23 protein-coding genes and 2 tRNA genes are annotated in these 24,137 nt (G+C 59.9%); 11 read left to right on the plus strand and 14 right to left on the minus strand.

All coding sequences use genetic code 11. The features are described from left to right. The first annotated feature begins 87 nt into the window (after nucleotides 1-87). The 4 genes from GDN47_RS13770 (at nucleotide 88) to GDN47_RS13785 (ending at nucleotide 5,152) form a co-directional block, all read left to right on the plus strand. Nucleotides 88-1,650: an MFS transporter gene (locus GDN47_RS13770; RefSeq protein ID WP_145320834.1), complete on the plus strand. Its 1,563-nt coding sequence runs from the start codon at nucleotides 88-90 to the stop codon at nucleotides 1,648-1,650. A 240-nt stretch (nucleotides 1,651-1,890) separates the two neighbouring features. After that, nucleotides 1,891-2,238 carry a hypothetical protein gene (locus GDN47_RS13775; RefSeq protein WP_113353945.1) on the plus strand — a complete coding sequence of 116 codons (348 nt, stop codon included), beginning with the start codon at nucleotides 1,891-1,893 and terminating at the stop codon, nucleotides 2,236-2,238. A 431-nt stretch (nucleotides 2,239-2,669) separates the two neighbouring features. Further along, the gene (locus GDN47_RS13780; RefSeq protein ID WP_113331924.1) at nucleotides 2,670-3,731 is read left to right on the plus strand and encodes a porin; all 1,062 of its coding nucleotides are present in this window, start codon (nucleotides 2,670-2,672) and stop codon (nucleotides 3,729-3,731) included. A 338-nt stretch (nucleotides 3,732-4,069) separates the two neighbouring features. After that, nucleotides 4,070-5,152 (plus strand): 3-deoxy-7-phosphoheptulonate synthase, encoded by a 1,083-nt coding sequence (locus GDN47_RS13785; protein ID WP_173002495.1) that lies wholly within the window; start codon nucleotides 4,070-4,072, stop codon nucleotides 5,150-5,152. 31 nt (nucleotides 5,153-5,183) lie between these two features. Here GDN47_RS13785 and GDN47_RS13790 read toward each other — a convergent pair whose 3' ends face one another. From GDN47_RS13790 to GDN47_RS13815, 6 genes are all read right to left on the minus strand, one after another. Continuing rightward, nucleotides 5,184-5,600, minus strand: a complete 417-nt coding sequence (locus tag GDN47_RS13790; protein ID WP_152093578.1) for a DUF6314 family protein — start codon at nucleotides 5,598-5,600, stop codon at nucleotides 5,184-5,186. After that, nucleotides 5,597-6,124, minus strand: a complete 528-nt coding sequence (gene msrA, locus GDN47_RS13795) for a peptide-methionine (S)-S-oxide reductase MsrA (protein WP_113331928.1) — start codon at nucleotides 6,122-6,124, stop codon at nucleotides 5,597-5,599. Before msrA ends, GDN47_RS13790 begins: the two co-directional genes overlap by 4 nt. Continuing rightward, nucleotides 6,121-6,570 (minus strand): peptide-methionine (R)-S-oxide reductase MsrB, encoded by a 450-nt coding sequence (gene msrB, locus GDN47_RS13800; RefSeq protein WP_069613810.1) that lies wholly within the window; start codon nucleotides 6,568-6,570, stop codon nucleotides 6,121-6,123. Before msrB ends, msrA begins: the two co-directional genes overlap by 4 nt. 177 nt (nucleotides 6,571-6,747) lie before the next feature. After that, a complete protein-coding gene (gene msrC / locus GDN47_RS13805) occupies nucleotides 6,748-7,245 on the minus strand; it encodes a free L-methionine (R)-S-oxide reductase MsrC (RefSeq protein WP_152093579.1) in 498 nt (165 codons plus the stop codon). 37 nt (nucleotides 7,246-7,282) lie between these two features. Continuing rightward, nucleotides 7,283-7,987, minus strand: coding sequence for a pentapeptide repeat-containing protein (locus tag GDN47_RS13810; protein WP_371865512.1), 705 nt, complete (start codon nucleotides 7,985-7,987; stop codon nucleotides 7,283-7,285). A 440-nt stretch (nucleotides 7,988-8,427) separates the two neighbouring features. Beyond that, nucleotides 8,428-8,504: transfer RNA gene (locus GDN47_RS13815), tRNA-Pro, on the minus strand. 303 nt (nucleotides 8,505-8,807) lie between these two features. On the opposite strand from GDN47_RS13815, the gene GDN47_RS13820 reads away from it, so the two are divergent. From GDN47_RS13820 to GDN47_RS13835, 3 genes are all read left to right on the plus strand, one after another. Further along, nucleotides 8,808-9,233, plus strand: a complete 426-nt coding sequence (locus GDN47_RS13820; RefSeq protein ID WP_152093580.1) for a hypothetical protein — start codon at nucleotides 8,808-8,810, stop codon at nucleotides 9,231-9,233. Between the two features lie 178 nt (nucleotides 9,234-9,411). After that, the gene (locus GDN47_RS13825) at nucleotides 9,412-9,792 is read left to right on the plus strand and encodes a hypothetical protein (protein ID WP_152093581.1); all 381 of its coding nucleotides are present in this window, start codon (nucleotides 9,412-9,414) and stop codon (nucleotides 9,790-9,792) included. A gap of 94 nt (nucleotides 9,793-9,886) precedes the next feature. After that, the gene (locus GDN47_RS13835) at nucleotides 9,887-11,074 is read left to right on the plus strand and encodes an IS481 family transposase (RefSeq protein ID WP_443096539.1); all 1,188 of its coding nucleotides are present in this window, start codon (nucleotides 9,887-9,889) and stop codon (nucleotides 11,072-11,074) included. Between the two features lie 38 nt (nucleotides 11,075-11,112). On the opposite strand, the gene GDN47_RS13840 is transcribed toward GDN47_RS13835, so the two are convergent. Beyond that, a tRNA-Gln gene (locus GDN47_RS13840) sits at nucleotides 11,113-11,187 on the minus strand. Between the two features lie 157 nt (nucleotides 11,188-11,344). On the opposite strand from GDN47_RS13840, the gene GDN47_RS13845 reads away from it, so the two are divergent. Both GDN47_RS13845 and GDN47_RS13850 read left to right on the plus strand, forming a co-directional pair. Beyond that, nucleotides 11,345-11,647 (plus strand): cupin domain-containing protein, encoded by a 303-nt coding sequence (locus GDN47_RS13845; RefSeq protein WP_113331934.1) that lies wholly within the window; start codon nucleotides 11,345-11,347, stop codon nucleotides 11,645-11,647. Beyond that, entirely contained in the window at nucleotides 11,644-12,552 is a 909-nt protein-coding gene (locus GDN47_RS13850; protein ID WP_152093583.1) for an MBL fold metallo-hydrolase, read from the plus strand. The genes GDN47_RS13845 and GDN47_RS13850 overlap by 4 nt, the downstream gene beginning before the upstream one ends. Nucleotides 12,553-12,558: 6 nt before the next feature. Here the strand turns inward: GDN47_RS13850 and GDN47_RS13855 are convergent, their stop codons facing one another. Further along, nucleotides 12,559-13,491 (minus strand): DUF1499 domain-containing protein, encoded by a 933-nt coding sequence (locus tag GDN47_RS13855; protein ID WP_145633056.1) that lies wholly within the window; start codon nucleotides 13,489-13,491, stop codon nucleotides 12,559-12,561. Nucleotides 13,492-13,732: 241 nt separating this feature from the next. On the opposite strand from GDN47_RS13855, the gene GDN47_RS13860 reads away from it, so the two are divergent. Next, complete coding sequence (locus GDN47_RS13860; RefSeq protein ID WP_113331985.1) at nucleotides 13,733-14,149, plus strand: hypothetical protein; 417 nt, start codon at nucleotides 13,733-13,735, stop codon at nucleotides 14,147-14,149. A 91-nt stretch (nucleotides 14,150-14,240) separates the two neighbouring features. Beyond that, nucleotides 14,241-14,522: a hypothetical protein gene (locus tag GDN47_RS13865; protein WP_113353938.1), complete on the plus strand. Its 282-nt coding sequence runs from the start codon at nucleotides 14,241-14,243 to the stop codon at nucleotides 14,520-14,522. Between the two features lie 24 nt (nucleotides 14,523-14,546). Here the strand turns inward: GDN47_RS13865 and ppdK are convergent, their stop codons facing one another. The 6 genes from ppdK to relB all read right to left on the minus strand — a co-directional run bounded on the left by ppdK (nucleotide 14,547) and on the right by relB (nucleotide 24,056). Next, nucleotides 14,547-17,213: a pyruvate, phosphate dikinase gene (gene ppdK, locus GDN47_RS13870; RefSeq protein ID WP_152093584.1), complete on the minus strand. Its 2,667-nt coding sequence runs from the start codon at nucleotides 17,211-17,213 to the stop codon at nucleotides 14,547-14,549. Nucleotides 17,214-17,381: 168 nt separating this feature from the next. Beyond that, nucleotides 17,382-18,707: a hemolysin family protein gene (locus GDN47_RS13875; protein WP_113331939.1), complete on the minus strand. Its 1,326-nt coding sequence runs from the start codon at nucleotides 18,705-18,707 to the stop codon at nucleotides 17,382-17,384. A 125-nt stretch (nucleotides 18,708-18,832) separates the two neighbouring features. Beyond that, nucleotides 18,833-22,294 (minus strand): chromosome segregation protein SMC, encoded by a 3,462-nt coding sequence (smc, locus tag GDN47_RS13880; RefSeq protein WP_152093585.1) that lies wholly within the window; start codon nucleotides 22,292-22,294, stop codon nucleotides 18,833-18,835. 408 nt (nucleotides 22,295-22,702) lie between these two features. Continuing rightward, a complete protein-coding gene (locus GDN47_RS13885) occupies nucleotides 22,703-23,392 on the minus strand; it encodes a DsbA family protein (RefSeq protein WP_069613791.1) in 690 nt (229 codons plus the stop codon). A 183-nt stretch (nucleotides 23,393-23,575) separates the two neighbouring features. Beyond that, on the minus strand, nucleotides 23,576-23,848 hold the full coding sequence (locus GDN47_RS13890) for a type II toxin-antitoxin system RelE family toxin (RefSeq protein ID WP_112724546.1): 273 nt from the start codon (nucleotides 23,846-23,848) through the stop codon (nucleotides 23,576-23,578). Further along, nucleotides 23,832-24,056 (minus strand): type II toxin-antitoxin system RelB family antitoxin, encoded by a 225-nt coding sequence (gene relB, locus GDN47_RS13895; protein WP_069613789.1) that lies wholly within the window; start codon nucleotides 24,054-24,056, stop codon nucleotides 23,832-23,834. The genes GDN47_RS13890 and relB overlap by 17 nt, the downstream gene beginning before the upstream one ends. Nucleotides 24,057-24,137 lie beyond the last annotated feature (81 nt).

Below are 24,137 nucleotides of genomic sequence, written 5' to 3' on the forward strand. Positions count from 1 at the left end.
TTTGAAGCGCAGGCGCGGGCCTTTGGCCAACATCACTCCCAGGATTGCCTGCCGCTTCCTTCCTTGCTCAAACCCAACGGTAATCCGATGACCTCTCCCCAGACAAAGGTCGCAAGTCCGACCGAGAAATTCTTCGTCCTTGTCGCCGTCTGCTGTGCTGCAGCGGCGATGCCGCTAACATTCACCGGCCCAGCCGTCGCCCTGCCGGCCATCAGCCGCATGCTCGGCGGCAGCCCGATCGCGCTCAACTGGGTCACCAACGCCTTCATGCTGACCTTCGGCAGTTGCCTGATGGCCTCGGGCGCGCTGGCTGACAGCTTTGGCCGCCGGCGCATCTTTCTGACCGGCGTCGGTTGCTTCGCGCTGTTCTCAGCCGGATTGGCGCTGGCCAACAACATCGTCTGGTTCGATATACTGAGGGCACTGCAGGGCCTCGGCGCTGCGGCCGCCTTTTCCGGTGGCATGGCCTCGCTGGCTCAGGAGTTCGACGGGGCGGCAAGGATGCGTGCCTTCAGCATCGTCGGCTCCAGCTTCGGCGTAGGTCTCGCCTTCGGGCCGATCGCCTCCGGTCTGATGATCGATGCCTTCGGCTGGCCCTCCATCTTCATCCTCGTGGTTGCGCTGGCATTGCTCGCACTTGGCCTCGGCGCCTGTTTCCTGCGCGAATCCAAAGATCCCGATGCGGCGGGGCTAGATTGGCCGGGCGCCCTGAGCTTTACACTTGCCTTGACGCTCTTCACCTATGGCGTTCTGCGCGCGCCGGAAACCGGCTGGAGTGATCCGCTCGTCATCGCCCTGCTGGCCGGCGCCGCAGTGCTCTTTCTTGCCTTCGCTATCATCGAGCGCGTCGTGAAGCGACCCATGCTGGATCTCAGCCTGTTTCGCTATCCGCGTTTCGTCGGCGTGCAGCTTCTGGCGGCGGCACCCGCCTATGCCTTTGTCGTTTTGCTGATCCTGCTGCCCGTGCGTTTCGTCGGCATCGAAGGCATGAGCGAGATCGCCGCCGGGCGGATGATGGTCGCGCTTTCGGCGCCGCTGCTCATCCTGCCGATCGTCGCCGGGCTCCTCACCCGCTGGTTCAGCCCCGCAACGATCTGCGGCGCCGGTCTCATCATCTCGGCGACGGGCCTTTTCTGGCTTAGCCATTTTGCCGCCGGCTCGGCCCCATCCGCTCTCATCGGCCCGCTGCTGACGATCGGGGTCGGCATCAGCTTGCCCTGGGGCCTAATGGACGGGCTTGCCGTCAGCGTCGTCCCCAAGGAGCGAGCCGGAATGGCGACCGGCATCTTCAGCACCACCCGCGTCGCCGGCGAAGGGGTGGCGCTTGCCGTCGTCAGCGCCATCCTCTCCGCCTTCATTCAATCGAATCTCGGCGTATCCGCTGGCGAGCACGCCGCTATGGCTGCCCAGCAGCTCGTAACAGGCAATCTGACCGCCGCGGCATCGACTGTGCCGGCAATCGGGCATGACACGCTTATTCTGGGTTATGGCAACGCCTTCGGCGCGCTCCTCTGGCTTCTGACTGCCATCACTGTCCTGACGGCGATCGTCGTCTTTTCCTTCCTCGGCCGTTCATCATCAACCGTTGCCGCAGACGATGAAGAGCAATTGGACGAGGATGAAGATGCGCTTCGCGTATCGAAAGCTTAAGCAGCATTGATGACTGGCCGGAAAGGTAACGCGGCCAGTCCACTCACTGACGGCGGCACAGCAAGAAGGCGAATCGAAGGCCAAACACGGCCGAAAACCTTACCGCGCCGCAACAGAATATTTCGAAACCACATAAAATGTGCGCGCTAGATTCGTGCGCCAACGATCTTCGCAGCGGCGTCAGGCTGGCGTTTATATTCGCCGCTGCTATATCATATCCCCATGATATCAGACCGGTTTTTGAAGATTATTGCCTGGACCTATATTGCGGCGCTTATCGGCGTAACGCTTGCTCATCTCAATTGGCAGGCCACATTCGGCAATCCGTTTGACATCTTTCGCGCCCTTGCGCTCTGCGTAGCAGGCATGCTTGCCCGCCTCGCCTACCCGCAGTCTCCCTCCTTCACTTGTCTCCTGATGATCGGCAGCGTGCTGGCGCTTTCCCTTTCGCATCTGTTGGCAAGCGGCAATTACGGTTCGCCGCTCGACATCATCGTCGGCATGACCAGCGGGCTCTGGGGCATCATGATCGGCTCTATATTAAGCAAACTCATCGTCTCAGCCTCGAAGCGACCAGCCTCATACTAACCGACCGGAAGAGCTGGCGATGGCCTGAATAGACCCCTTGGCTGCCGCGAGAGGGCGATGACGTGGTGTAGCCACCAAATGGGCAACTGCATTTGGCCGAGCACGCCGCAATAAATATTATCAAATAATATTCGAATAATATAAGGAACCGTATTCTATCTTAAAATGACTATTGCGTAGCCAATATTATGCAGAACTTATCATTTTGTTTACGCCTGTTGCTTTCTTGCAACTCGAACTTAAATTTCACGAAAAAGTCATCCCGAGAAAAATATATCATATAACTTTGCAGGAATTCGTCTTTAATAGCGACCAGAAGCGGGTGGGGCCCGTTTCTCCCGAGTCGGGGTTTTTAAACAGGGATAGGGTTAAGGCACGTCGATTTTTCGGCGCGATTGCCTATGCCCAATCTATATTGGATTGGAGTTTTTATGAACATCAAGAGCCTTCTTCTCGGCTCCGCTGCTGCCCTGGCAGTAGTTTCTGGCGCTCAGGCAGCCGACGCTATCGTTGCTGCCGAGCCGGAACCGCTGGAATACGTTCGCATCTGCGACGCATATGGCGCTGGCTACTTCTTCATCCCGGGTACGGAAACCTGCCTCAAGATCGGCGGTTATGTCCGTACCGAAGGCAAGTGGTACGACGCCTACAACCCGAACAGCCACAATGGCACGCTCTGGCACACGCGCGCTCATCTGAGCCTCGACACTGCGACCGACACCGAATATGGCCCGCTGAAGACCAACACGGTCATCCGTTGGGACTGGCAGGATGGCGGCTCGACCACCACGAAGCTGCTGTTCGCAAACATCAGCCTCGGTGGCTTTCTGGTCGGTAAGGCTGACTCCCAGTACAACTCGTACATCGGTTACGCTGGCAATGTCATCAACGACGACGTGGTCAATGACGGCCCGTACGAACTCAACCAGTTGACCTACAACTATGACGCCGGCAACGGCTTCACGGCTGTGATCTCGGTTGAAGACTCGAACTCCGGTTCGGGCGCTACGGGCGCAAACGGCGAAAACAGCACCAACCACTACGCTCCGGATGTTGTTGCCGGTGCTGGTTACAAGGCTGGTAACTTCGGCTTTAAGATCGTCGGCGGTTATGACTCCATCGTCGAAGAAGGCGCCATCAAGGCTCGCGTCGATGCCGACTTCGGCGTCTTCAAGGCCTTCTTGATGGGCGGCTGGAACACCGATGGTGACAAGCTGAACAAGTATGCAAACGCCAACGGCGCTGGCTCTGCCAAGGGCATCGGCTGGGGCGACTGGGCTGTCTGGGGCGGCTTCACCGTTCCGATCAACGAAAAGCTGCAGGCGAACGCTCAGGTTGCCTACACCGACTCGAAGATTTTCGCAGCCACCGCGAACGTCCGTTGGAACCCGGTCAAGAACCTGCAGATCACGCCGGAAGTATCCTACACCAACTGGGACTCCATCAATCAGGACCAGTGGGCTGGCGTTCTCCGCTTCCAGCGTAGCTTCTAAGACCACTTTACTGAGATCTGATCTGACTTGACCCCTGATCGGATGGGGATCGGCCTTACTTCCAGCGAAGTCGGGCCGATCCTTCCGAGACAGGGGTAAGTCATTTTTTCTGAAGGCTGGCTCTGCAGCATGCCGTCTGAAATCTCAATCTTCCTCATCGACACCAGGCATTTTTTATCGTAGAGACAGCCCATGTCTTTCGCTCACGCATATTCCGCACGATTTTATTCGTACCGCTGCTCTCAGCGGAGACGGGCCTGTGCGTAGTTAGAAAAGACACGACAGCAAAGACCCGAACAGCCGCTAGTTCTACCTGGCGGCTTTTTTGTCGCCACGGTATGACCCCAAAAGGAACCGATACCGTGTTGAATTCCACTGACGACTTGCGCATTGTCGAGATCACGGCGCTGACGCCGCCCTCTCGAATTATCGATGAAATCCCCCGCGACGAGGCGGTGACAGCGACCGTCACCGGGGCGCGCAACGCCGTCCACAACATCCTGCGCGACGAAGACGACCGACTGATCGTTGTGATCGGCCCCTGCTCCATTCACGATCCGGCTGCTGCCCACGAGTATGCCGCCCTGCTCAGGGAACAACGGGACCGCTTCGCGGACGATCTCGAAATCATCATGCGCGTCTATTTCGAGAAGCCACGTACGACGGTTGGCTGGAAGGGTCTGATCAACGACCCGCATCTCGACGGCAGCTACCGCATCGAGGAAGGCCTGCGCATCGCCCGCAAGCTGCTGTTCGACGTCAACGAGATCGGTCTGCCGGCAGGCTGCGAATATCTCGATACGATCACGCCGCAATATATTTCCGATCTCGTGAGCTGGGGCGCGATCGGCGCGAGGACGACCGAAAGCCAGGTGCATCGGCAGCTCGCATCCGGCCTCTCCTGCCCTGTCGGCTTCAAGAACGGCACGAATGGCGACGTGCGCATCGCGCTCGACGCAATCGTCGCGGCATCGCAACCGCATCACTTCCCGGCCGTGACCAAGGAAGGCCTTGCCGCGATCGCCTCGACCCGCGGCAACGAGGATTGTCACATCATCCTGCGAGGCGGCAGAGAGCCCAATTATGACGCCGAGAGCGTGCAGTCGACGGCAGAACAGTCCCTCAAGGTCGGGCTCGAGCCGCGCATCATCATCGACGCCAGCCATGCCAACAGCAGCAAGAACCCGGAAAACCAACCGCTCGTCGTCACATCGGTCGCGGAGCAGGTCGCAGGCGGGGATCGGCGGATCAAAGGCATGATGATGGAGAGCAATCTCGTCGCCGGCCGCCAGGATCTCGTGCCGGGCAAGCCTTTGGTTTACGGCCAAAGCATCACGGATGGCTGCATCGACTGGCCGACCTCCGTGCGCACGCTGGAAGATTTGGCGAAGGCCGTCCGGGCACGGCGCCAGGCTCGCTAACGCGGCCTCCCATTCGGGAGACCGGTTCCGATCAAATGCGTCGGTAGTGCGCGAGGCTCAGGTAATTTTTTCTGGGCCCGCGCACATGCCACATCTCCGCCCAATCATCCGACGTGCGAAAGAACAGACGGCCTCGATAAAGATCGGGACCGCAGTGATGGGTGACACGCTGCGAGGCGCCCTCACCGATGCGAATGAATTCCGAAAGATTGGGGAAACGCACGACGAGATCGTCGTCGGCATCGTCAAGCCGATAGGTGCGGCTGCTTCTCAGCGTTGCATGGTCGCTTCGCGTATCGCCATGTTCCTCGAACTGGACAGGCGTAACGAACGCCTGCCCTTCGAATGTGACCAGGGAGCGATTGAAGCGATCGATGATCCGCCGCTTCACCTCCCATGAGCCAAGGAAGGAGTCCAGCCGGCCAGCGCCGGCCGATCCTTTCATCATGACGCCGCGCGCTGCGCTGCGTCGGCCTGCCGGCGCGGCAGTTTCCAGCCCGGCCGGATGAAGTGGCAGGTATAGCCGTTCGGATAGCGCTCCAGATAATCCTGGTGCTCCGGCTCTGCCTGCCAGAAATCGCCGACGGGGGCGACCTCAGTGACGACCTTGCCGGGCCAAAGGCCGGAAGCGTCGACATCGGCGATCGTATCCAACGCGACCTGCTTCTGCTCTTCGCTGGTGTAGAAGATCGCCGAGCGGTAGCTCAAACCGACATCGTTGCCCTGCCGGTTGCGCGTGGTCGGATCATGGATCTGGAAGAAGAATTCCAGCAGATCGCGATAGCTGATCTTCTGCGGATCGAAAATGATTTCGATCGCCTCGGCATGGGTGCCGTGGTTGCGGTAGGTGGCGTTGCGGACATCGCCGCCGCTATAGCCGACGCGCGTCGAGATGACGCCGTTGTAACGGCGGATGAGATCCTGCATGCCCCAGAAGCAACCGCCGGCGAGAACTGCACGTTCCGTTGTCATCTTACATCCTCCACTTGATCGATATAGGCACCATAGCCCTCTGCCTCCATGCGGTCACGCGGCACGAAGCGAAGCGAGGCGGAATTGATGCAATAGCGCAAGCCGCCGCGATCGATCGGACCATCCGGGAAAACATGGCCCAGATGGCTGTCGCCATTGGCCGAGCGCACTTCGACGCGCACCATGCCATGCGACATGTCGGTCAATTCGCTGACATTGGCGGGTTCGATCGGCTTGGTGAAGCTCGGCCAGCCGCAGCCGGAATCGAACTTGTCGGCCGAAGCAAAAAGCGGCTCGCCCGAGACGATATCGACATAGATGCCCGGCTGCTTGTTATAGAGATATTCACCGGAGCCGGGACGTTCCGTGCCGCTCTGCTGCGTCACGCGATACTGCTCAGGGGTAAGCTTGGCGATGGCCTCTGCCGTCTTGCTGTATTTGCCCATTGTTGTTCTCCTTGCCCCTCGGCACGCCCTCCGAGCTTGGCCTGGTCCTGGGGACACGGAGAGGGCCGGATGAAGCTCGAGCAGCGCTGAGGGAGTGTTTGCAGGGCCAATATAGGTATCACGCGATCGATTTGCCATATCGATCACGACTGCGTGACGCCCTGCCCTTCCTGCAGCTTAGCCATTCGCCTCGCTTGAGGCCGCATAAATCGCGGCGAGCGCCTCGATACCGGCTTGATCGTCACCATCGAAGCGGCCGGGCAGCGGGCTGTCGAGATCGATGACGCCGAAGACCTTCCCATCGCGAAAGAGCGGCACGACCAGCTCCGACCGCGAGGCCGCATCGCAGGCGATATGCCCGGGAAAGGCATGCACATCCTCGACGAGGACCGACTGCGCCCTTTCGACCGCTGTTCCGCAGACGCCGCGACCGACGGCAATGCGGACACAAGCGGGCTTGCCTTGAAACGGCCCCAACACAAGCTCGTCTTCCCTGTGAAGGAAATAAAAGCCCGCCCAATTAAGCTCCGGCAGCATCTGGAAGATCAGCGCCGAGGTATTGGCCGCATTGGCAATCCCATCGCGCTCACCATCAAGCAAGGCCTTCAGCTGATCCGCAAGCTCTCGATAGAATTCCGGCTTGCCGCCATGTTGGATCGATTTTTCTACAAACATGTGTCTGCTCTTTCGAAGTTCTGTCACGAAGAGACTGTCAGTCCTTCTCATCGGGCGGGCAAGGCCAGCTGGACGGCGCTTTCAACCAGGACGGCAATATGGTCGTATTATCCCCGCACGCTAGATTGATCTGCGCCTGCTGCAGACCGCTTGCCTTCGAAAGATCAAGACCCTCGATGCGCGTCAGATACATGAAGGCGCCGCTGAAGGAAGTCGACCCGTCCATCACCGCGCCATTCAACGTGGCGCGCGAGAGATTGGCGAAGGAGAAATTCGAGCCCGTCAGCACGGCCTTGTCGAAATCGGCACGGCCGAGCTCCGCCTTCTGAAAATCGGCGTTCTTCAGCTGCGCGCCGGCAAATTCGGCGCGCTGCAATTCGGCATTGGCAAAGGACGCGCCATTGGCGGAGGCACTGCTGAAATCGGAGCGATATGCCTCGATCTTTGCGAAATTGGCGCCATCGGCCTTGGCATTCTTCAGCCAGGCACGCACCAGAGTCGCTTTCTCGAGATTGGCCGAGGTCAGATTGGTGTCGCTGAGATCGGTGCTGTCGAAATGCGCGCCGGCCAGATTGGCACCGTGAAGGTCGCTGCTCTGCAGCATGATATTGGTCTTGCTGCAGCCGCTCCAGTCAAGCCCAGGTCCGGCGACATTGCCGCAATCGGCGGCACGCAGGGCATTGCTGCTGGAACCCAGAAGAAATGCGGCGCTCAACGCCAGCACACTGAAGCCGGTCGCGATTCCCAATCTCTTCCCAACGGCCTTACTGCGCAAAGCGCTGTTAGTCTGCCGTCGCCCCATGATCGTCTCCCCAGCCAATCTGGCCACCCCGTCAACAAGACTCATTCCGTTACTCCGCTCCAGCACCTGCCAGCCGAACTCTCGCCTGAGTCGGATGCACGTCCCTCTTCCTTGTATATGGTGCTTCGGGCGACAAAAAGAGCCGGTTTTGTAAAAGCGTACCCGAGGCGCGGTTTGGATGTGAGCTTATGAAAGGGGGAATAGGCGACAGGCACCAGAAGGATTGCGGCAAAGCCTCATACGCCCGTCCTCAAGGAGCGAGACGGCCTGATCGAAACGCCGCCATCAGGCATTGGCGAAACCCCGTCCGGCCTTGCAAGGCATGCAGACAGCACTCTTAAATGGGAGATTTTTTCGGGAACAAGATCAGTGTCTTAAGCTGGTCGGAGTGGAGTGATTCGAACACTCGACCCCCACGTCCCGAACGTGGTGCGCTACCAGACTGCGCTACACTCCGTGACCAGCGGCGCTTCTATAGACCAGCCATTTTTGATGCACAAGCACCAAATTCAAAAAAAGCATCTGATTTTTGACGAAAAAATTACAGCCGCATCTGCCTAGAAAACCGGCAGGAAACAGCGGCCGAAAATGCCGGCGTGCAAAAGACGCAACAGATCAAGTAAAATCCCGTTTGTACACGCGGATGGGAATTTTCTTTTGCCGGCTTTGGCGCTAAAGCCCTAAGCGGGACAGGTGGAAATGCCGTGGGACAGCGGCCTTTCCGCAACCTTATGCGTGACAGAAGCTCAAGGACGACACGATGAATATCCGCATGATGACCGCGGCTGGACTGTTGCTGGCGCTGGCCGGTTGCAGCACCACGACGACAACAACGACAGCAGCCCTGCCGCTGCTTGCGAAGAACCCCGTTCAGGATCGCTGGCAGGGCCAGTCTGCAGGCCGCTTCTTCGCGGCTTACGGCCCGCCGATCTCAGATCGCGATGAAGGCGGTAATCGCGTCTACACCTGGCGTGGCGGCTACAAGAACGTCACCATCGTCAACAAGGACGGCAAGAAAGCCGGCAAGCGCTCCCTCAGCTGCAAGGCCGACATCGTTACCAACCAGAGCTACGAAATCCGGTCGGTTAAAATCCTCGGCGACCAGCCCGGCGTCAGCGGCCCCTCCTACTGCGCCGAGCTTCTGGCTCCGCTGGAAAAGACTGCAAAAGCCGAACAAGCGGACTAAGGCCAAAAGCTTCATCCCGAAACAATATCAGCGGGCGGCCTGCGAGGGCTGCCCGTTTTTGTGTGCAAGTCACCCACCTAGGGATTTCTCCTCACCCTTCGTTATTTCACTATAGACATCTTAAAAGTTATATCGTTGATTGCAACTTCAGCGTTAATTTACTTTTGTTGGCGCTAATATGAAGTTGAAATCTCTTGCGGCATTGGCCGGAATATCTGCGCTCGCAAGCTGTGCAACCACCCCCGGATCGCCGATGGAAACTTACCTAAACCGCTATACGGGCGCGGAAACGATTGCCACGAACTGTCCTGCTTACGGTGGATACAGCTCGGTTGTACAAATGCGCGCCGATGCGGAAAAGAACCTTGCCCAGGCGAAAGCACTCGGCGCGACCGACGCGGACGTTAAGAAGGCTCGCGACCGGGTGAACGGAAATTTCGTAGGCGCATCGATCTTGGTTGGCGACATGCAGGCTTGCAGCGCATTCATGAACAAGCTTGCATGGGCAGGATCGACACCTGTTGAGCCCACGGTCGTCAAGCCGAAGAAGGTCAACTAATCACTGCTTTGTCGGATTGTCCTTCCCGAGAGAAGGGTGACAGTTCATACCGGAGACATGGGTTACACTTTTGGCCTTTGCGAGGAGAGCAAAGGTGCCTTGGCAGGAGTGCAACCGTATGGACGAGCGTCTCAAATTCGTTGCGCGGGTTCTGGATGGCGAGAAGATCGCGGCGCTGTGCCGCGAGTTCGGCATTTCCCGCAAGACCGGCCACAAGATCATCAGCCGCTATAATGCCTGCGGGCTGGAAGGACTGACGGATCGCTCGCGGCGTCCCTATCGGCACGCCAATCAGCTTCCTTTCCAAATCGAGAAGCTGATTGTGCGTGCCAAGCAGGAGAAGCCAAGCTGGGGGGCGCCGAAGATCAGAGAACGACTGGCGCGGCTTTACCCGGACGTGCAAACGCCGGCGATCTCGACCGTGCACGCGGTGCTCGATCGCAACGGGCTGGTCCAGCACCGCAAGCGACGACGCAACAGGGCACAGGGAACACCTCTCTCCCAACCTCGCCAACCCAACGACCTGTGGTGCGCCGATTACAAGGGCGAGTTCATGCTCGCCGACAAGCGCTACTGCTATCCATTGACGATCACCGATTTCGCCAGTCGCTATCTCCTGGCTTGCGAGGCGCTGCACACGACGAGGGAGGCCTACGCCTTCACCGTGTTCGAGAGCGTCTTCAAGGAGTTCGGCCTGCCCAAGGCGATCAGAACCGACAATGGCGTGCCCTTCGCCAGTCCCAACGGATTGTTCAATCTGTCGCGGTTGGCGGTCTGGTGGCTCAGGCTCGGCATCGACATCGAGCGCATCAAGCCAGGCAATCCGCAGCAGAACGGCCGCCACGAACGCATGCATCTCACACTCAAGCTGGAGACCACCAAGCCAGCCGGCGCCAATTTCCTGCAGCAGCAGGCCCGCTTTGACGATTTTGTCGAAGAATTCAACACAGAGCGGCCACACCAAGCCCTTGACATGGCTTGCCCGGCAGAGCGCTACCACACGTCACCACGACCCTATCGCGGCCTGCCAGAGCTCGACTATCCGTTCCACGACCAGACCGTTACCGTCACAACATGCGGTCGCATCTGCTATAAGCGAAAGAAGATCAATCTCAGCCTGGTCTTTGCCGGCCAGGCCATTGGAATCAAACAGGTCGAAGACCATATCTGGCTCGCAAGCTTCATAGATTACGATCTGGGATACTTCGATGACGAGACATGCAGGCTCGAACCGCTGCCGAACCCTTTCGGCGCAAAACTGTTACCTATGTCTCAGGAATAAATCGTAACCTATGTGTCCAGAACGGACCTAATGTCGTGTGGCTGGGGCGCCAGGATTCGAACCTGGGAATGCCGGTACCAAAAACCGGTGCCTTACCGCTTGGCGACGCCCCAACAGAGAAATAGCTATCATGCCAGCCAAATCGGCGTCTGATTAGCAAAGGTCGCATCGCGCTACAATGACTAAGTGATGTGCGGATGCATATTTCTGTGTGCTTTCCGCGCGGCTATGATAGGTCTTGCTGCACCGCATTTGAAGTGAAGAGGTCCGATGAGCCAGTTTCGCGCCCGCCCTCCGGCCATGCCCACCGTGCTTCTCGACGACGCTGTCTGCCGCATCACGCGCTGGGATTTCGAGCCGGGTGCCGATACCGGGCATCATGTCCATGGCCTTGGCTACGTCGTGGTGCCGATGACGGATTGCCAGTTTCTGCTGGAGGAGCCCGGCGGTATCAGGCGTGTCGATATCGCCAGAGGCGCTGCCTACCGGCGCGAGGCGGGCGTGGAGCATAATGTCGTCAATGCTGGCTCCGAGCCGATGTCATTCATCGAAATCGAATACAAGCAATCATGAGCACGCCTGACTTCGACCTCGCCTTCGAACCCGCCTATGGTCGCTCTGTCCCCGTTGCGCCGGGTATTGAACGCATGACGGTCAACAACCCAAGCGCCTTTACCTTTCATGGAACCAACAGCTACATCGTCGGCGGCTCTTCCGTGGCGGTCATCGATCCCGGCCCGGAGAATGACGCGCATTTCGCTGCGCTGATGGCGGCGCTGAAGGGGCGCGAGGTCACGCATATCTTTGTCAGCCATACTCATCGCGATCACTCTCCGCTGGCGAAGCGGCTGAAGGAGGCGACGGGGGCGCTGACTGTCGGCGAAGGGCCGCATCGGGCCGCGCGGCCGCTGCATCAGGGCGAGGTCAATCCCTTTGCCGAAAGCTCCGACATGGAGTTTCAGCCCGATATCGTGCTCGCCGATGGTCAAAATGTCTCTGGAGACGGTTGGACGATGACGGCGCTGCTGACGCCTGGCCATACGGCCAACCACGCTTGCTTCGCGCTCGAGGGCACGGGCATCGTCTTTTCCGCCGATCATGTCATGGCCTGGGCGACCTCGATCGTCGCGCCTCCTGACGGATCGATGGCGGACTACATGGCCTCGCTGGAGCGGCTTCTCGCCCGCGACGATCGGCTGTTCCTGCCCGGACATGGCGGGCCGGTGAAGGAGCCGGCCTCCTTCATGCGCGGCCTCAGAACCCACCGGCGCATGCGCGAGCGCGCCGTGCTGGAACGCATCAAGGCCGGCGACCGGCTGATCCCGGACATGGTGAAGGCCATCTATCGCGATACGGACCCGCGCCTGCATGGCGCAGCAGCACTTTCGGTGCTGGCGCATCTGGAAGACTTGGTGGAGAAGGCGCAGGTGGAAACCGATGGGCCGCCGGCGCTGTTGGGAACATATCGACCGGCTTGAGCCGTCTCAGCTTCCGGCAATACCGAGCAGTTCGGCATCCAGCGCCTTCAGGTAACCATCGGCCAGATCGGCGCTGACCCCGAGATCATCCTGGCCGTAGCGGGAGGCAACACGGATATCGACCAGCGTCGTTTCCGCCTCCTCGCGAATACGGATTAGTATGTCGCATGGCAGGCCAAAAATGCGGGTTCGCACCTCGCCCTGCAGAATGACGTCGGTATTCTGGCGGATGAGTTCCGCCACTCCGTCACGGAAGGGACGTGGCGTCGGCACAGGAACGATAGCGGGCACATCGCCGGCGGCGCTGTCATCCTGGGCTGGATTGACGGTCTGCGGGCGTCCACGCCGCTTCGGCCTCACATTGCCATTCGGATCGGCCACATCGGCGCCTTCGGCCTTGACGATGGTGATGTGATAATCATGCGCAACCTTGCGCACCGCCTCCAACACACGGTCGGCAGCGCCCTCGTAGCGGCGGCTGATCAAAGCGGGATAGGCATCGAACTGCGCCTCGCGTTCCTGCTGCGTCACCAGATGGCGCGGCGGCAGCCACAACTGCCGCGCATCCGGCGTCGCCAGCCATTCCGGCGGATCGTTGAGATCGGTCGAAATCTCGTAGATATGCGGCCGGGTCCAGTAGCGCTCGGCACCGAAACCGAAAATCGCCAGCGGCAGGGCGGCATAGACGAGCGCCTTGACGGCGGAGACACCACCGATGGCGGCACTCTGCCAGAGCTGAGCAAGACCGACCAGCGCGAGCAGCACCGCCAGGATGGCGCAGCCAGCAGAAATCAGGAGCAGCAGAACGAAGTAAGGCGTTTCCAGCGGCCCGAAGCGGTGGCCGATCAGCGTCACTCCGCAGAGAACCAATGCAAACGAAGCGATCAAACGCGCGGCGCGGGCGGCATGTGAAACAGGACGGTCGAAACGAATGGTCATCAAAGGCTCGTCGGCGCGTCGGATCGGAAGCCGGATGCACCGAATCCCAGAAAGCGACTTATGTTTAGATCAAGAAATGCCGAAAATAAATCGAATGTCACGGCATCGGTGTCCAATGTTTTGTCCAAGCTCAAACCAGTAACGCCTAGACCAAAAACGTGAGCACTTGCTTAAATTCCTAAAAAAGGCCATTCTTTAGCGTTTTATCGAGGCTGTGAAAGGACTTGATGAGATGGAACCGATGCTTTCTCAAGACGTCACTGCCAAATCAGTGCCGGGAGCGGCGATTGCCGGAACCGATACGATCGACCCGTTCCTACCGCTGGAGCTGCTTGAACTGGAGCTTTCGCTTGAGGGTTTTTCCGGTGGCGAACCTGGTTTCTGCGAAGCCGTGCGCAAGGCCGCTTCGGCAGTGCAGGGCGACTTCCTGTTTGATCTGCCGGCTGAAGGGCTGATACCCGATTGCCGCAGATTGGCGGTGCTGCGAATTCCCGAAGGGAATGCAACGATGCGCACCCTCTTTGCCGCTCTGGACGAAGACGGTGCGGAAATCCGCCTGCTGCAGCCGGATGAAGACACCGCGCACCTGCTGCGCTTCGCCGATGCCTTTGTCGATCTCTTGCAGCGGATGCCGACAAAGCCGAAGGAAGCGGCCTAAGCAACCTGGCTGCGGTGGTAATACGTCTTTCGCGCCACCACGCGCGACGCTATAGTCTGTGCCTGTAAATCCGCATTCAGGATAACATGTCATGCGTATCGCAGCTTCCGCACTATCTCTTCTCGCCATTATGCTTGCACTCTCCTCCTGCCAGACGGCCGAAGAAATCCGGGCGGCCGATGCGTCAAGATGCAGCGGCTATGGCTTTAAGCCAGGCACCCAGAACTTTGCCAATTGCCTGATGAATCAGGATCTTAGCCGGCGCGCGGATCAGCGGGCTTTCATGGAAAGCAATGACGACTTCTTCTGGGGTCCGACCATTGTCGTCGGCGGTCCGGGATATTACTACCATCGCGGCTACTGGCGCCACTGACCTGCATATTTCAGAATTAGAGAATCAGGCTCGCCCCTTGATCGCTGCTTGCGCCGCCGCAAGCCGCGCGATCGGCACGCGGAACGGCGAACAGGATACGTAATCCAATCCGATATCCTCGCAGAAATGGATAGACGCGGGATCGCCGCCATGCTCGCCGCAGATGCCGAGCTTCATGTCGTTGCGCGTGCGGCGGCCGCGCTCCGACGCGATGCGGATGAGTTCGCCGACCCCGTCGAAATCGAGCGATATGAAGGGGTCATGCTCGATGATGCCCTTGCGCTGATAGGTCGGGATGAAGGCGGCAGCGTCATCGCGTGACATGCCGAATGTCGTCTGCGTCAGGTCGTTCGTACCGAAGGAGAAAAATTCGGCAGCCTCCGCGATGATATGGGCACGCAAGGCCGCGCGCGGCAGCTCGATCATCGTGCCGACGAGATAGTCGATCTTCATTTTCGCTTCGGTCATCACGGCGCGCGCCACCTCATCGATGCGGGCCTTGACGTAATCGAGCTCCGAGCGCAGACCGACGAGCGGCACCATGATTTCGGGCACAACGGCAGCCCCCGTCTCGCGTGCAGCGAGGACCGCCGCCTCGAAGATGGCGCGGGCCTGCATTTCGACGATCTCCGGATAGGAAATCGCCAGGCGACAACCGCGATGGCCAAGCATGGGATTGAACTCGTGCAGCGCATCCACCCGCTGGCGCAGCGCGGCCGGCTCCATGCTCATGATGCCGGCAACCTCGGCAATCTCCTCATCCGTTTTCGGCAGGAATTCGTGCAGTGGCGGATCAAGCAGGCGGATCGTCACCGGCAGGCCATGCATGATGGTGAAAAGGCCGGTGAAATCGAGCCGCTGCATCGGCATGAGCTTGGCGAGGGCGGCGCGGCGCCCCGTTTCGTCCTCCGCAAGGATCATCTCGCGCATCACATGGATACGGTCGCCTTCGAAGAACATGTGCTCGGTGCGGCAAAGGCCGATGCCCTCGGCGCCGAAGGAGCGGGCCGCGCGCGCATCGGCAGGTGTGTCGGCGTTGGTGCGCACCGTCATGCGGCGCGAGCGGTCCGCCCAGGCCATGATGCGCCCGAAATCACCTGACAATTCCGGCTGTATCATCGGCACTTCGCCCTTCAGGACCTGGCCGGTAGAGCCGTCTATCGTGACGATATCGCCCCTCTTCAAGGTGACGCCAATGCCGATCAGCTTCTCATTACGCATGTCGATGCGCATGGTTCCGGCGCCGACGACGCAAGGAATGCCCATGCCTCGGGCAACGACGGCCGCGTGACTGGTCATGCCGCCGCGGGTGGTCAGGATCGCCTCGGCGGCATGCATGCCGTGAATATCTTCGGGGCTCGTCTCGATCCGTACGAGAATGGCTTTGCGGCCTTCTTCCTCGGCAATGATCACCTCTTCCGCGGTGAAGACGATTTCGCCCGTGGCAGCCCCCGGAGATGCGGGCAGGCCGGAGCCGATGACCTCGCGGTGGACGCGCGGGTCGATCGTCGGATGCAGAAGCTGGTCCAGCGACGTCGGATCGATGCGGGAAACAGCTTCGTCTTCGGCAATCAATCCCTCATCGACCATGTCGACGGCGATCTTCATCGCCGCCTTGGTGGTGCGCTTGGCATTGCGGGTCTGCAGCATCCAAAGCTTGCCGCGCTCGATGGTGAATTCCAGGTCCTGTACGTCGCGGTAATGTGCTTCCAGCTGCGCGCAAATGCTGCGGAACTCGGCAAAGGCTTCCGGCATCAGCTTTTCCATCGACGGCTTGTCATAGCCCGACGCGATCCGGGCGACTTCCGTGATGCTCTGGGGCGTGCGGATGCCGGCAACGACATCCTCACCCTGCGCATTGACGAGGAATTCGCCGTAAAGCTCCTTCTCGCCCGTCGACGGATTTCGCGTGAAGGCGACGCCTGTCGCGGACGAATTGCCGAGATTGCCGAACACCATCGCCTGGATATTGACGGCGGTACCCCAGGCCTCTGGAATATTATGCAGATTGCGATAGGTGACGGCGCGCGCGTTCATCCAGCTGGCAAAAACGGCACCGACAGCGCCCCAGAGCTGAACTTCCGGCTCCTGTGGGAAGGCCTCGCCCAATTCTTCCTCGATGACTGCCTTGTAGATCGAGACGACATGCTGCCATTCGACGGCGGTCAGATCGGTATCGAACTCATGACCGAACCGGGCCTTCTCATCCTCCAGGATCTCTTCGAAGACCTCATTGTCGAGACCCATGACGACATCGGCATACATCTGGATGAACCGGCGATAGCTGTCCCACGCAAAACGGGCATCGCCGGCATCGTGGCCGAGCGCCTGCACTGTAGCGTCATTGAGCCCGAGATTGAGAACCGTATCCATCATGCCCGGCATAGAGGCGCGACCGCCGGAGCGCACGGATACCAGCAGCGGTCGTTCCGTATCGCCGAACTTGCGCCCGGTGATGGCCTCCATCCGCTGAAACCCACGCATGACCTGCGGCTTCAGCTCTTCGGGAATCTTGCGGCCGTTCTTGTAATAGAAGGTGCAGACGTCGCTGACGATCGTCAGTCCCGGTGGAACCGGCAGGCCGAGATTGCACATTTCAGCAAGATTTGCGCCCTTGCCGCCGAGCCGTTCAAAATCGCCGGCGCCCCCCTCGGCCTTACCGTCGCCGAATGTGTAGACCCAATTCGTCATCGTCTCCGTCCAACTCCTCCGGTTGAACTTAATTCACTGCAGCACAAATGAAAATCGACAAATACGGCAAAATGTTGCGGTGCACAATAAATATGACCCGGAGGCTCCCGATTTCAATCGATTGATCGAAATCGGGAGCCTCCGGGTCCATCCAGTGCGACTTGACGGCTAGGGTTGCGGCTCGCGCCTGGCGAGAATCTTGTCGATGCGCATACCGTCGAGATCGACAATCTCGAAATGCCAGCCGCCGAAGGAGAAACTTTCGCCCACTTCGGGCAGATGGCCGAGTTGGTAGAGCGCAAAGCCCGCGAGAGTATGGAAATTGACCTCCTCGTCGCTGAAACGCAGTCCCAGCCGCGCGAAGGCATCATAGACAGGCATCATGCCTTCCATCAGCAGCGATCCATCGGCGCGCTCAACGACATCGGGCGTTTCGTTTTCCATGTCGGGCAGATCGCCGGCAATCGCTTCCAGCAGGTCCGTCTGCGTGACGATTCCCTCCAGGCTGCCATATTCGTCGATAACCATGGCGAGGCGGACGGGCGCGCGCTTGAAGTTTTCAAGCACCTTGAAGACAGCCGTCGATTCATGAACGATCAGGGGCTGGCGGATGACGGCCATCGGGTTCAGCGGCTCGCCGTTCAGAAGCTGGTCAAGCAGATCCTTCTTCAGGATCATGCCGATCGGCTCGTCGATCGATCCGCGACCCACAAGAAGCTGCTCGAAGCGGCTTTCACGAATGGTCTTCTGCATTTCCTCTGGCGGATCGTCGGCATCGATCCATTCGACCTCGAGCCGCGGCGTCATGATGTCGGAGACGTCGCGGTCGCCGATATTGAAGACGCGTTCGACCAGATCCTGCTGCGCCTGTTCCAACAGACCAGCCTCCTGGCTTTCGGCGATCAGGAGCTTGATCTCGGCCGGCGAATGCAGCGAGCCCTCGCCGGCACCGGGACGCAGGCCGAAAAGGCGGAGCACGAGATTGCCGAGGCCGTTCAGCACGGTAATGGCCGGACGCAGCAAGAAGAGGAACAGGCCGAGCGGACGCACGACACCAAGCGCAGTGCCTTCGCTGCGCTGCAACGCCAGGCTCTTCGGCGCAAGTTCGCCGAGGACGATATGAAGCGCCGTGATGATGATGAAGGAAATGGCGACGGCGATGGCATGCGACCCAGCCGCAGCCCATGTTCCGGGCAGAAAATCGAGCAGCGGCTCGAGCAGATGAGCAAGAGCGGGTTCGCCGACCCAACCGAGGGCAAGCGAGGAAATGGTGATGCCGAGCTGCGTGGCGGCGAGATTGGCATCGAGATTATCGACCGCCTTCTGCAGCGCCTTGGCGTTCATGCGTCCTTCGGCAACGAGCTCCGTCACGCGGCTGCGGCGGACGGACACCAGAGAAAACTCCGCCGCAACGAAAAAGCCGTTGGCGGCGACGAGCAGCAATACGGCAAGTATTCCGAGGATATCGAAAATACCGCCAGTCGAGTCAGACATACTTCCCTTCCGGGCGGATCAGCGCCCATGTTGTTGATTTAAAGACGACGCTAGCACGCTTTAGGGCTGTGCGGCAGACGACGGAGCAATTTCTTGTCGAAACGGGAACAGTTTTATCATCGCTTTCAAGCGATTTCGCGCAGCCGTTCGGCGGTCTGCAGGTCGACGGAGACGAGCTGCGAGACGCCCTGCTCCGCCATGGTGACGCCGAAGAGGCGATCCATGCGGGCCATGGTGATGGGATTGTGGGTGATGACCACGAAGCGAGTCTCAGTAGAGGCCGCCATCTCGTCCATGAGGTTACAGTAGCGCTCGACATTGTGGTCATCGAGCGGCGCATCCACTTCGTCCAGAACGCAGATCGGCGCGGGATTGGTGAGGAACACCGCAAAGATCAGCGCCATGGCCGTCAGTGCCTGCTCGCCGCCGGAAAGCAGCGTCATGGTCTGCGGCTTCTTGCCGGGCGGCCGAGCGAGAATTTCGAGGCCTGCCTCTAGTGGATCATCCGACTCGATGAGCTGCAGTTCGGCCGTGCCACCGCCGAAAAGATGGGTGAACAGCCGCTGGAACTGCGCATTGACGATGTCGAAGGCGACAATCAGGCGTTCGCGGCCCTCGCGGTTGAGGCTCTGGATCGCGCCGCGCAGCTTCCGGATGGCGTCGATGACGTCATCGCGTTCCTTGATCAGCGCCTGCAGCCGCTCTGTCAGCTCCTTGCTCTCTTCCTCGGCGCGCAGATTGACGGCACCGAGACGCTCGCGCTCAATCTTCAGCCGCTCCAGCTCGCGCTCGACTTCGCGGAGGTCAGGCACGTTTTGCGATACTGAAAGGCCGGTCAGGCGCATCGCCTCATGCGGCTCGACGTTCAGGGCTTGGCGGATGCGCAATTCGCTTTCCTGCCGACGCTCACGCGCCGACACCAGCCGCTCCTCGACGCGGCCGCGCTTTTCCCGGCTTTCGGCGAGCTCGGAGAGTGCCGTCGCCGCATGGCGATCGGCTTCGCGCTGGATGCCTTCAGCTTCGGCAAGACGGTCTGCGGCCTGCCGGCGGGCATCCTCGGCCTTCTGCAGCTCGTTCATCAAGGCGCGGCGCTTGTCATCGAACTCATCGGGTGCCAGATCGAGCTCAGCCGCCTCTTCGCGCGCTTCCTCTTCACGGTCGCGCAGCGTCTGAATGTGCTCCTCGGCGCTGGCGGCGCGCTGATGCCAGGTGTCGCGCTCCTGCTGGATCGCCAGGATACGACGTTGCCGCGCCTCGTTTTCGCGGTTCAAGCCCTCATGGCGGGCGCGTGCTTCGGCCAGCACGCCCCGATCCGTTGCGACTTCGGCCTGCTGGTCGCGCAACTTCAGATCGATGGCGTCGAGATTCGGCGCGTCTTCCAGCTCGATGCGGGCATTTTCATCCTGCATGACAACGTCTTCCAGCTGCTCCTGCAGCCGGCTGACGGCCTCAATGATGACGTCACGGCGGCGGATGAGATCGCCGGAAGCGCGCTCTGCGGCAGCGAGCGCTTCGCGCGCCTCGGCCAGATGACGGGCAGCAAGACGGCTTGCGTCACGGGCGGTCGTGAGATGACCTTCTTCTGCGCGGATCGCATCGGCGGCTGCTGACAGGCGCTCCTCGGCCTCGGCTAGCACATCGCGCGCAAGCTCCGCTTCGGCTTCCAACTCAGAAAGACGGTTCTTCTGGGCAAGCCGCAGGGCAGCCGCACTCGGCGCATCCGCTCCGGTCACGTGACCGTCCCAGCGAAACACGGCGCCATCCCTGGTCACCAGCCGCTGTCCCGGCTTCAGCTCGGGCATCAGCCGCAGCGCGTCTTCCACCGAGACAATGCCGATCTGGCGCAGACGCCGCGTCAATGCCGCCGGCGCGCCGACATGGGTAATCAACGGCGCGGCACCTTCCGGCAAGGCCGGGTCGTTCGCACCGCTGCCATTATCCGACCAATAGACGGGTGCCTCGGAGCTGAGCGAGGATTCCAGATCATCGCCAAGGGCTGCGCCAAGCGCCGTTTCGAAGCCACGGTCGACACGCAGCTCTTCGGCGACAGGGGAAAAGGCACCGGACGTATCGCCCGCCGCCAGCATCTTGGAAATGGTCCGCGCCTCGGTTTCCAGCGCATTCAGACGCGCCCGCGCCTGCTCAACGGGGCCACGCGACAGCGCCTCGGTTTCACGCGCCTTGGCAAGAACGGCTTCGACACGCTGGATCTCGCTTTCCGCATCCGCAACGACGTTTTCCGCCGCCTCGACAATGTCGCGCTTTTCACTCGGGTCGGGCAGATCGGCCATCTTTTCGTCGATGGCGGCAAGCTCGCGGTTCGCTTCATCGGCCTGTCGCTCGAGCCGCATCTTGCGATCGGCCAGATCGCGGATGGCGCGCTCCAGCTGATTGCGAGCGGCGGCAGCTTCAGCACGTTCTGCGGTCAGCGTCGTAAATATCCGCTCGCTGTCGGCGAGCTTGGTGGCCGCTTCCTCGAAGGCTAAGCGCGTTTCTTCGGCAAGCCTGCCGGAATCGGCAAGAATATCGGCGAGATCGGCTTCTTCCGCGTCGAGTTTTGCCAAAATAGCAGCGTTGTCGGCGACAAGCCGCTGCTCGCGGCTGATGTCCTCCGCCAGCTGTGCCAGCCGACGAATCAATTCATCCCGCCGGCGGAGGATGCGGTTGACATCTTCCTCCAGCTGGGAGCGGGCGATCTGCAGACGCTGCAAAGCGGCGGCGGCTTTCGCCTCTTCGTCGCGCAGTTCCGGCAGCTTGAAGCTGGCAATGCCCTGTGCCTTTGCCGCTTCCATCTGGATTTGCGCCTTTTCGGCGACGAGCACTGTTGCCTGGTTGAGCGCGCTGTCGGCTTCGGCTTCGGCTTCCTTGGCCTGCACCCAGTGGATATGCAGCAGCATGGCCTCGCGGGCGCGGATATCGGCCGAGAGCATCTTGAAGCGATTGGCCTGCCGCGCCTGCCGCTTCAGGCTCTCGATCTGGCTTTCGAGCTGCGAGGTCACATCGTCAAGCCGCTCGAGATTGCCTTCGGCGGCGCGCAGACGCAGCTCAGCTTCATGGCGGCGCGAGTGCAGGCCGGAAATGCCGGCTGCTTCTTCCAGCAGCTGGCGCCTCGCCTGCGGCTTCGCCTGGATCAGCTCGCCAATACGCCCCTGCCCGACCATGGAAGGCGAACGGGCACCGGTGGAAGCATCGGCAAACAGCAGCTGTACATCCTTGGCGCGCGCTTCCTTGCCGTTGATGCGATAGACCGAGCCCTGCTCGCGCTCGATGCGGCGCGTGACCTGGATCTCGTCGCTGTCGTTGAAGGCGGCAGGCGCGGTGCGATCGCTATTGTCGAGGTAGAGGCCGACTTCGGCGGTGTTGCGGGCCGGGCGATTGCCGGATCCGGAGAAGATCACGTCATCCATGCCGGAGGCGCGCATGTTCTTGTAGGAATTCTCGCCCATGACCCAGCGCAGCGCTTCGACAAGATTGGACTTGCCGCAGCCATTCGGGCCGACGACACCGGTCAGGCCACGCTCAATGACGAATTCCGCCGGTTCGACGAAGGATTTGAAGCCGACAAGTCTCAGCCTGTTGAATTTCATCGGCTGATCTCCACCCCCCCCTTGAAGGCAGGGCTATCGCATATGGAGGCGGACGAGCACCATAAGCTCCTTCTCCCCTTGGAGAGAAGGTGGCCCGAAGGGTCGGATGAGGGGGCTATCGATTTGAATTCATGGATTTTCGTGCGTTTGGCAGGCACCCCCTCATCCGCCTGTCGGCACCTTCTCCTCGCTGGGGAGAAGGGGGACAGCGGCGATCTCCACTCATATGCGATAATCCTGCCCTTGAAGGAGAGGCTGGGACCCAAGGTCCGGGGCGGGGTAATCATGCGCTCACCCAGGAAATCACCCCCACCCGCGCGTTCCACGCGACCTCCCCCCTCGAGAGGGAGGTAATGGAAAACAGGCGTGCGATCTCGGCCGCCCGCCTGTGATGTAAAAAGGCGCGGATCAGAGCAGGCTGTCGATAAGCTTCGACATGGCAGCAACAGACATGTCCCCTGCATAGCGCTTGCCATTGATCAGGAAGGTCGGCGTCGCATTGACGCCGAAATCCTTGGCTGCGCGTTCCCGTACGGAATTGACATCATCCAGAAGCTTCTGGTTCGTCAAGCATTTCGTGAAGCTATCCTCAGTAAAACCAGCGAGTTTCGACATCTGGAGCAATGCGGCACGGCCGTCGACATCTGGAGAAGCCCAGGCGATCTGCTGCTTGAAGAGCATTTCGACCATCGGCATGTACTGTTCCTGCGGGGCGCAGCGGGCCAGCATGAAGGCTGCGGCAGCGCGCGGATCGAAGGGGAATTCGCGGATGATGAAGCGAACCTTGCCGGTATCGACATATTTCTGCTTGATGGTGTCGAAAGTCGTGACGGCAAAATGCGCGCAGTGCGGGCAGGTCAGCGACATGTATTCCACGATCTTGACCGGCGCATCTTCCTTGCCGAGTGCGATCTCCGGCAGCGGGCCGGGCTTCAGCACTTCATTCATGTCGACATTGCCGTCCGACGGCGGCACTTCGTCTTCTGCAGTTGCGGCGGATGCGGTGCCTGCAACGGCAGAGAACGCCACGGAAAGGGCTGCAACGGCAGAACCGCCCAGCAGGTGGCGTTTGGTCAAGAGCATGTCGGACATCGGCATAGAGTCACCCGTCGTTGAAAGAGGTCTTCGAATGTTTCATGCGATATAACGGCAGCTTGCCGCTAACAAGGCACGGTTGGCCAACTTTCTTCAAAGAATTGTGACCGGGGAAAGACAAAAAGCTAAAATTGCTGCCGGAATCGCAACGAGACAATTAGCTGTATCGAATACAGCATGGTCGGATTATTTTCGATAGACTTCACGTCTGTTGCCGATTCGAACGATCAGTATCCGCACGGCTCTATCTTCTATGTGCGCGATAATACGATAATCCCCTACTCTGTATTTCCAGAAATCCCCGAGTTCCGAGCCCTTCAGCGCCTCTCCGATGGCACGCGGATCATCCAGCTTGGCAACACGGTCGTAAAGAAACTTCAAGATTCGTCGGGAAACCTCATGTCCGAGTTTGTCTAGTTCGCGCTCGGCGGCTCGTTGAAATTCAATCCGCCACGCCATAACGCGCCATCAGTTCGGCCAGCGAAACGGTGTCACTCTCACCACGGCGAAGCTCTTCGAGACGCTTTTCCGCCAAATAGATATCCTCAAGATCATCAAGATGCTCGAGAATTGCTTCGCGCGCATAGAAGCTCTTGCTGCGCCCCGTACGCTTGGCGAGCTCATCGAGCCTTGCTTCAATTTCCGGCGGAAGCCTCAGGGCCAGCATAACATTAAACTCCGTTTGCTATACAAATATAGCAACTCGGGAGCGGATATCCAACCGGATTTCGAAATTCAGCTCCGCTAT

The sequence above is a fragment of the Martinezella dioscoreae genome (genome assembly GCF_009176305.1).
In the GTDB taxonomy this organism is placed as follows: Bacteria; Pseudomonadota; Alphaproteobacteria; order Rhizobiales; family Rhizobiaceae; genus Rhizobium; species Rhizobium dioscoreae.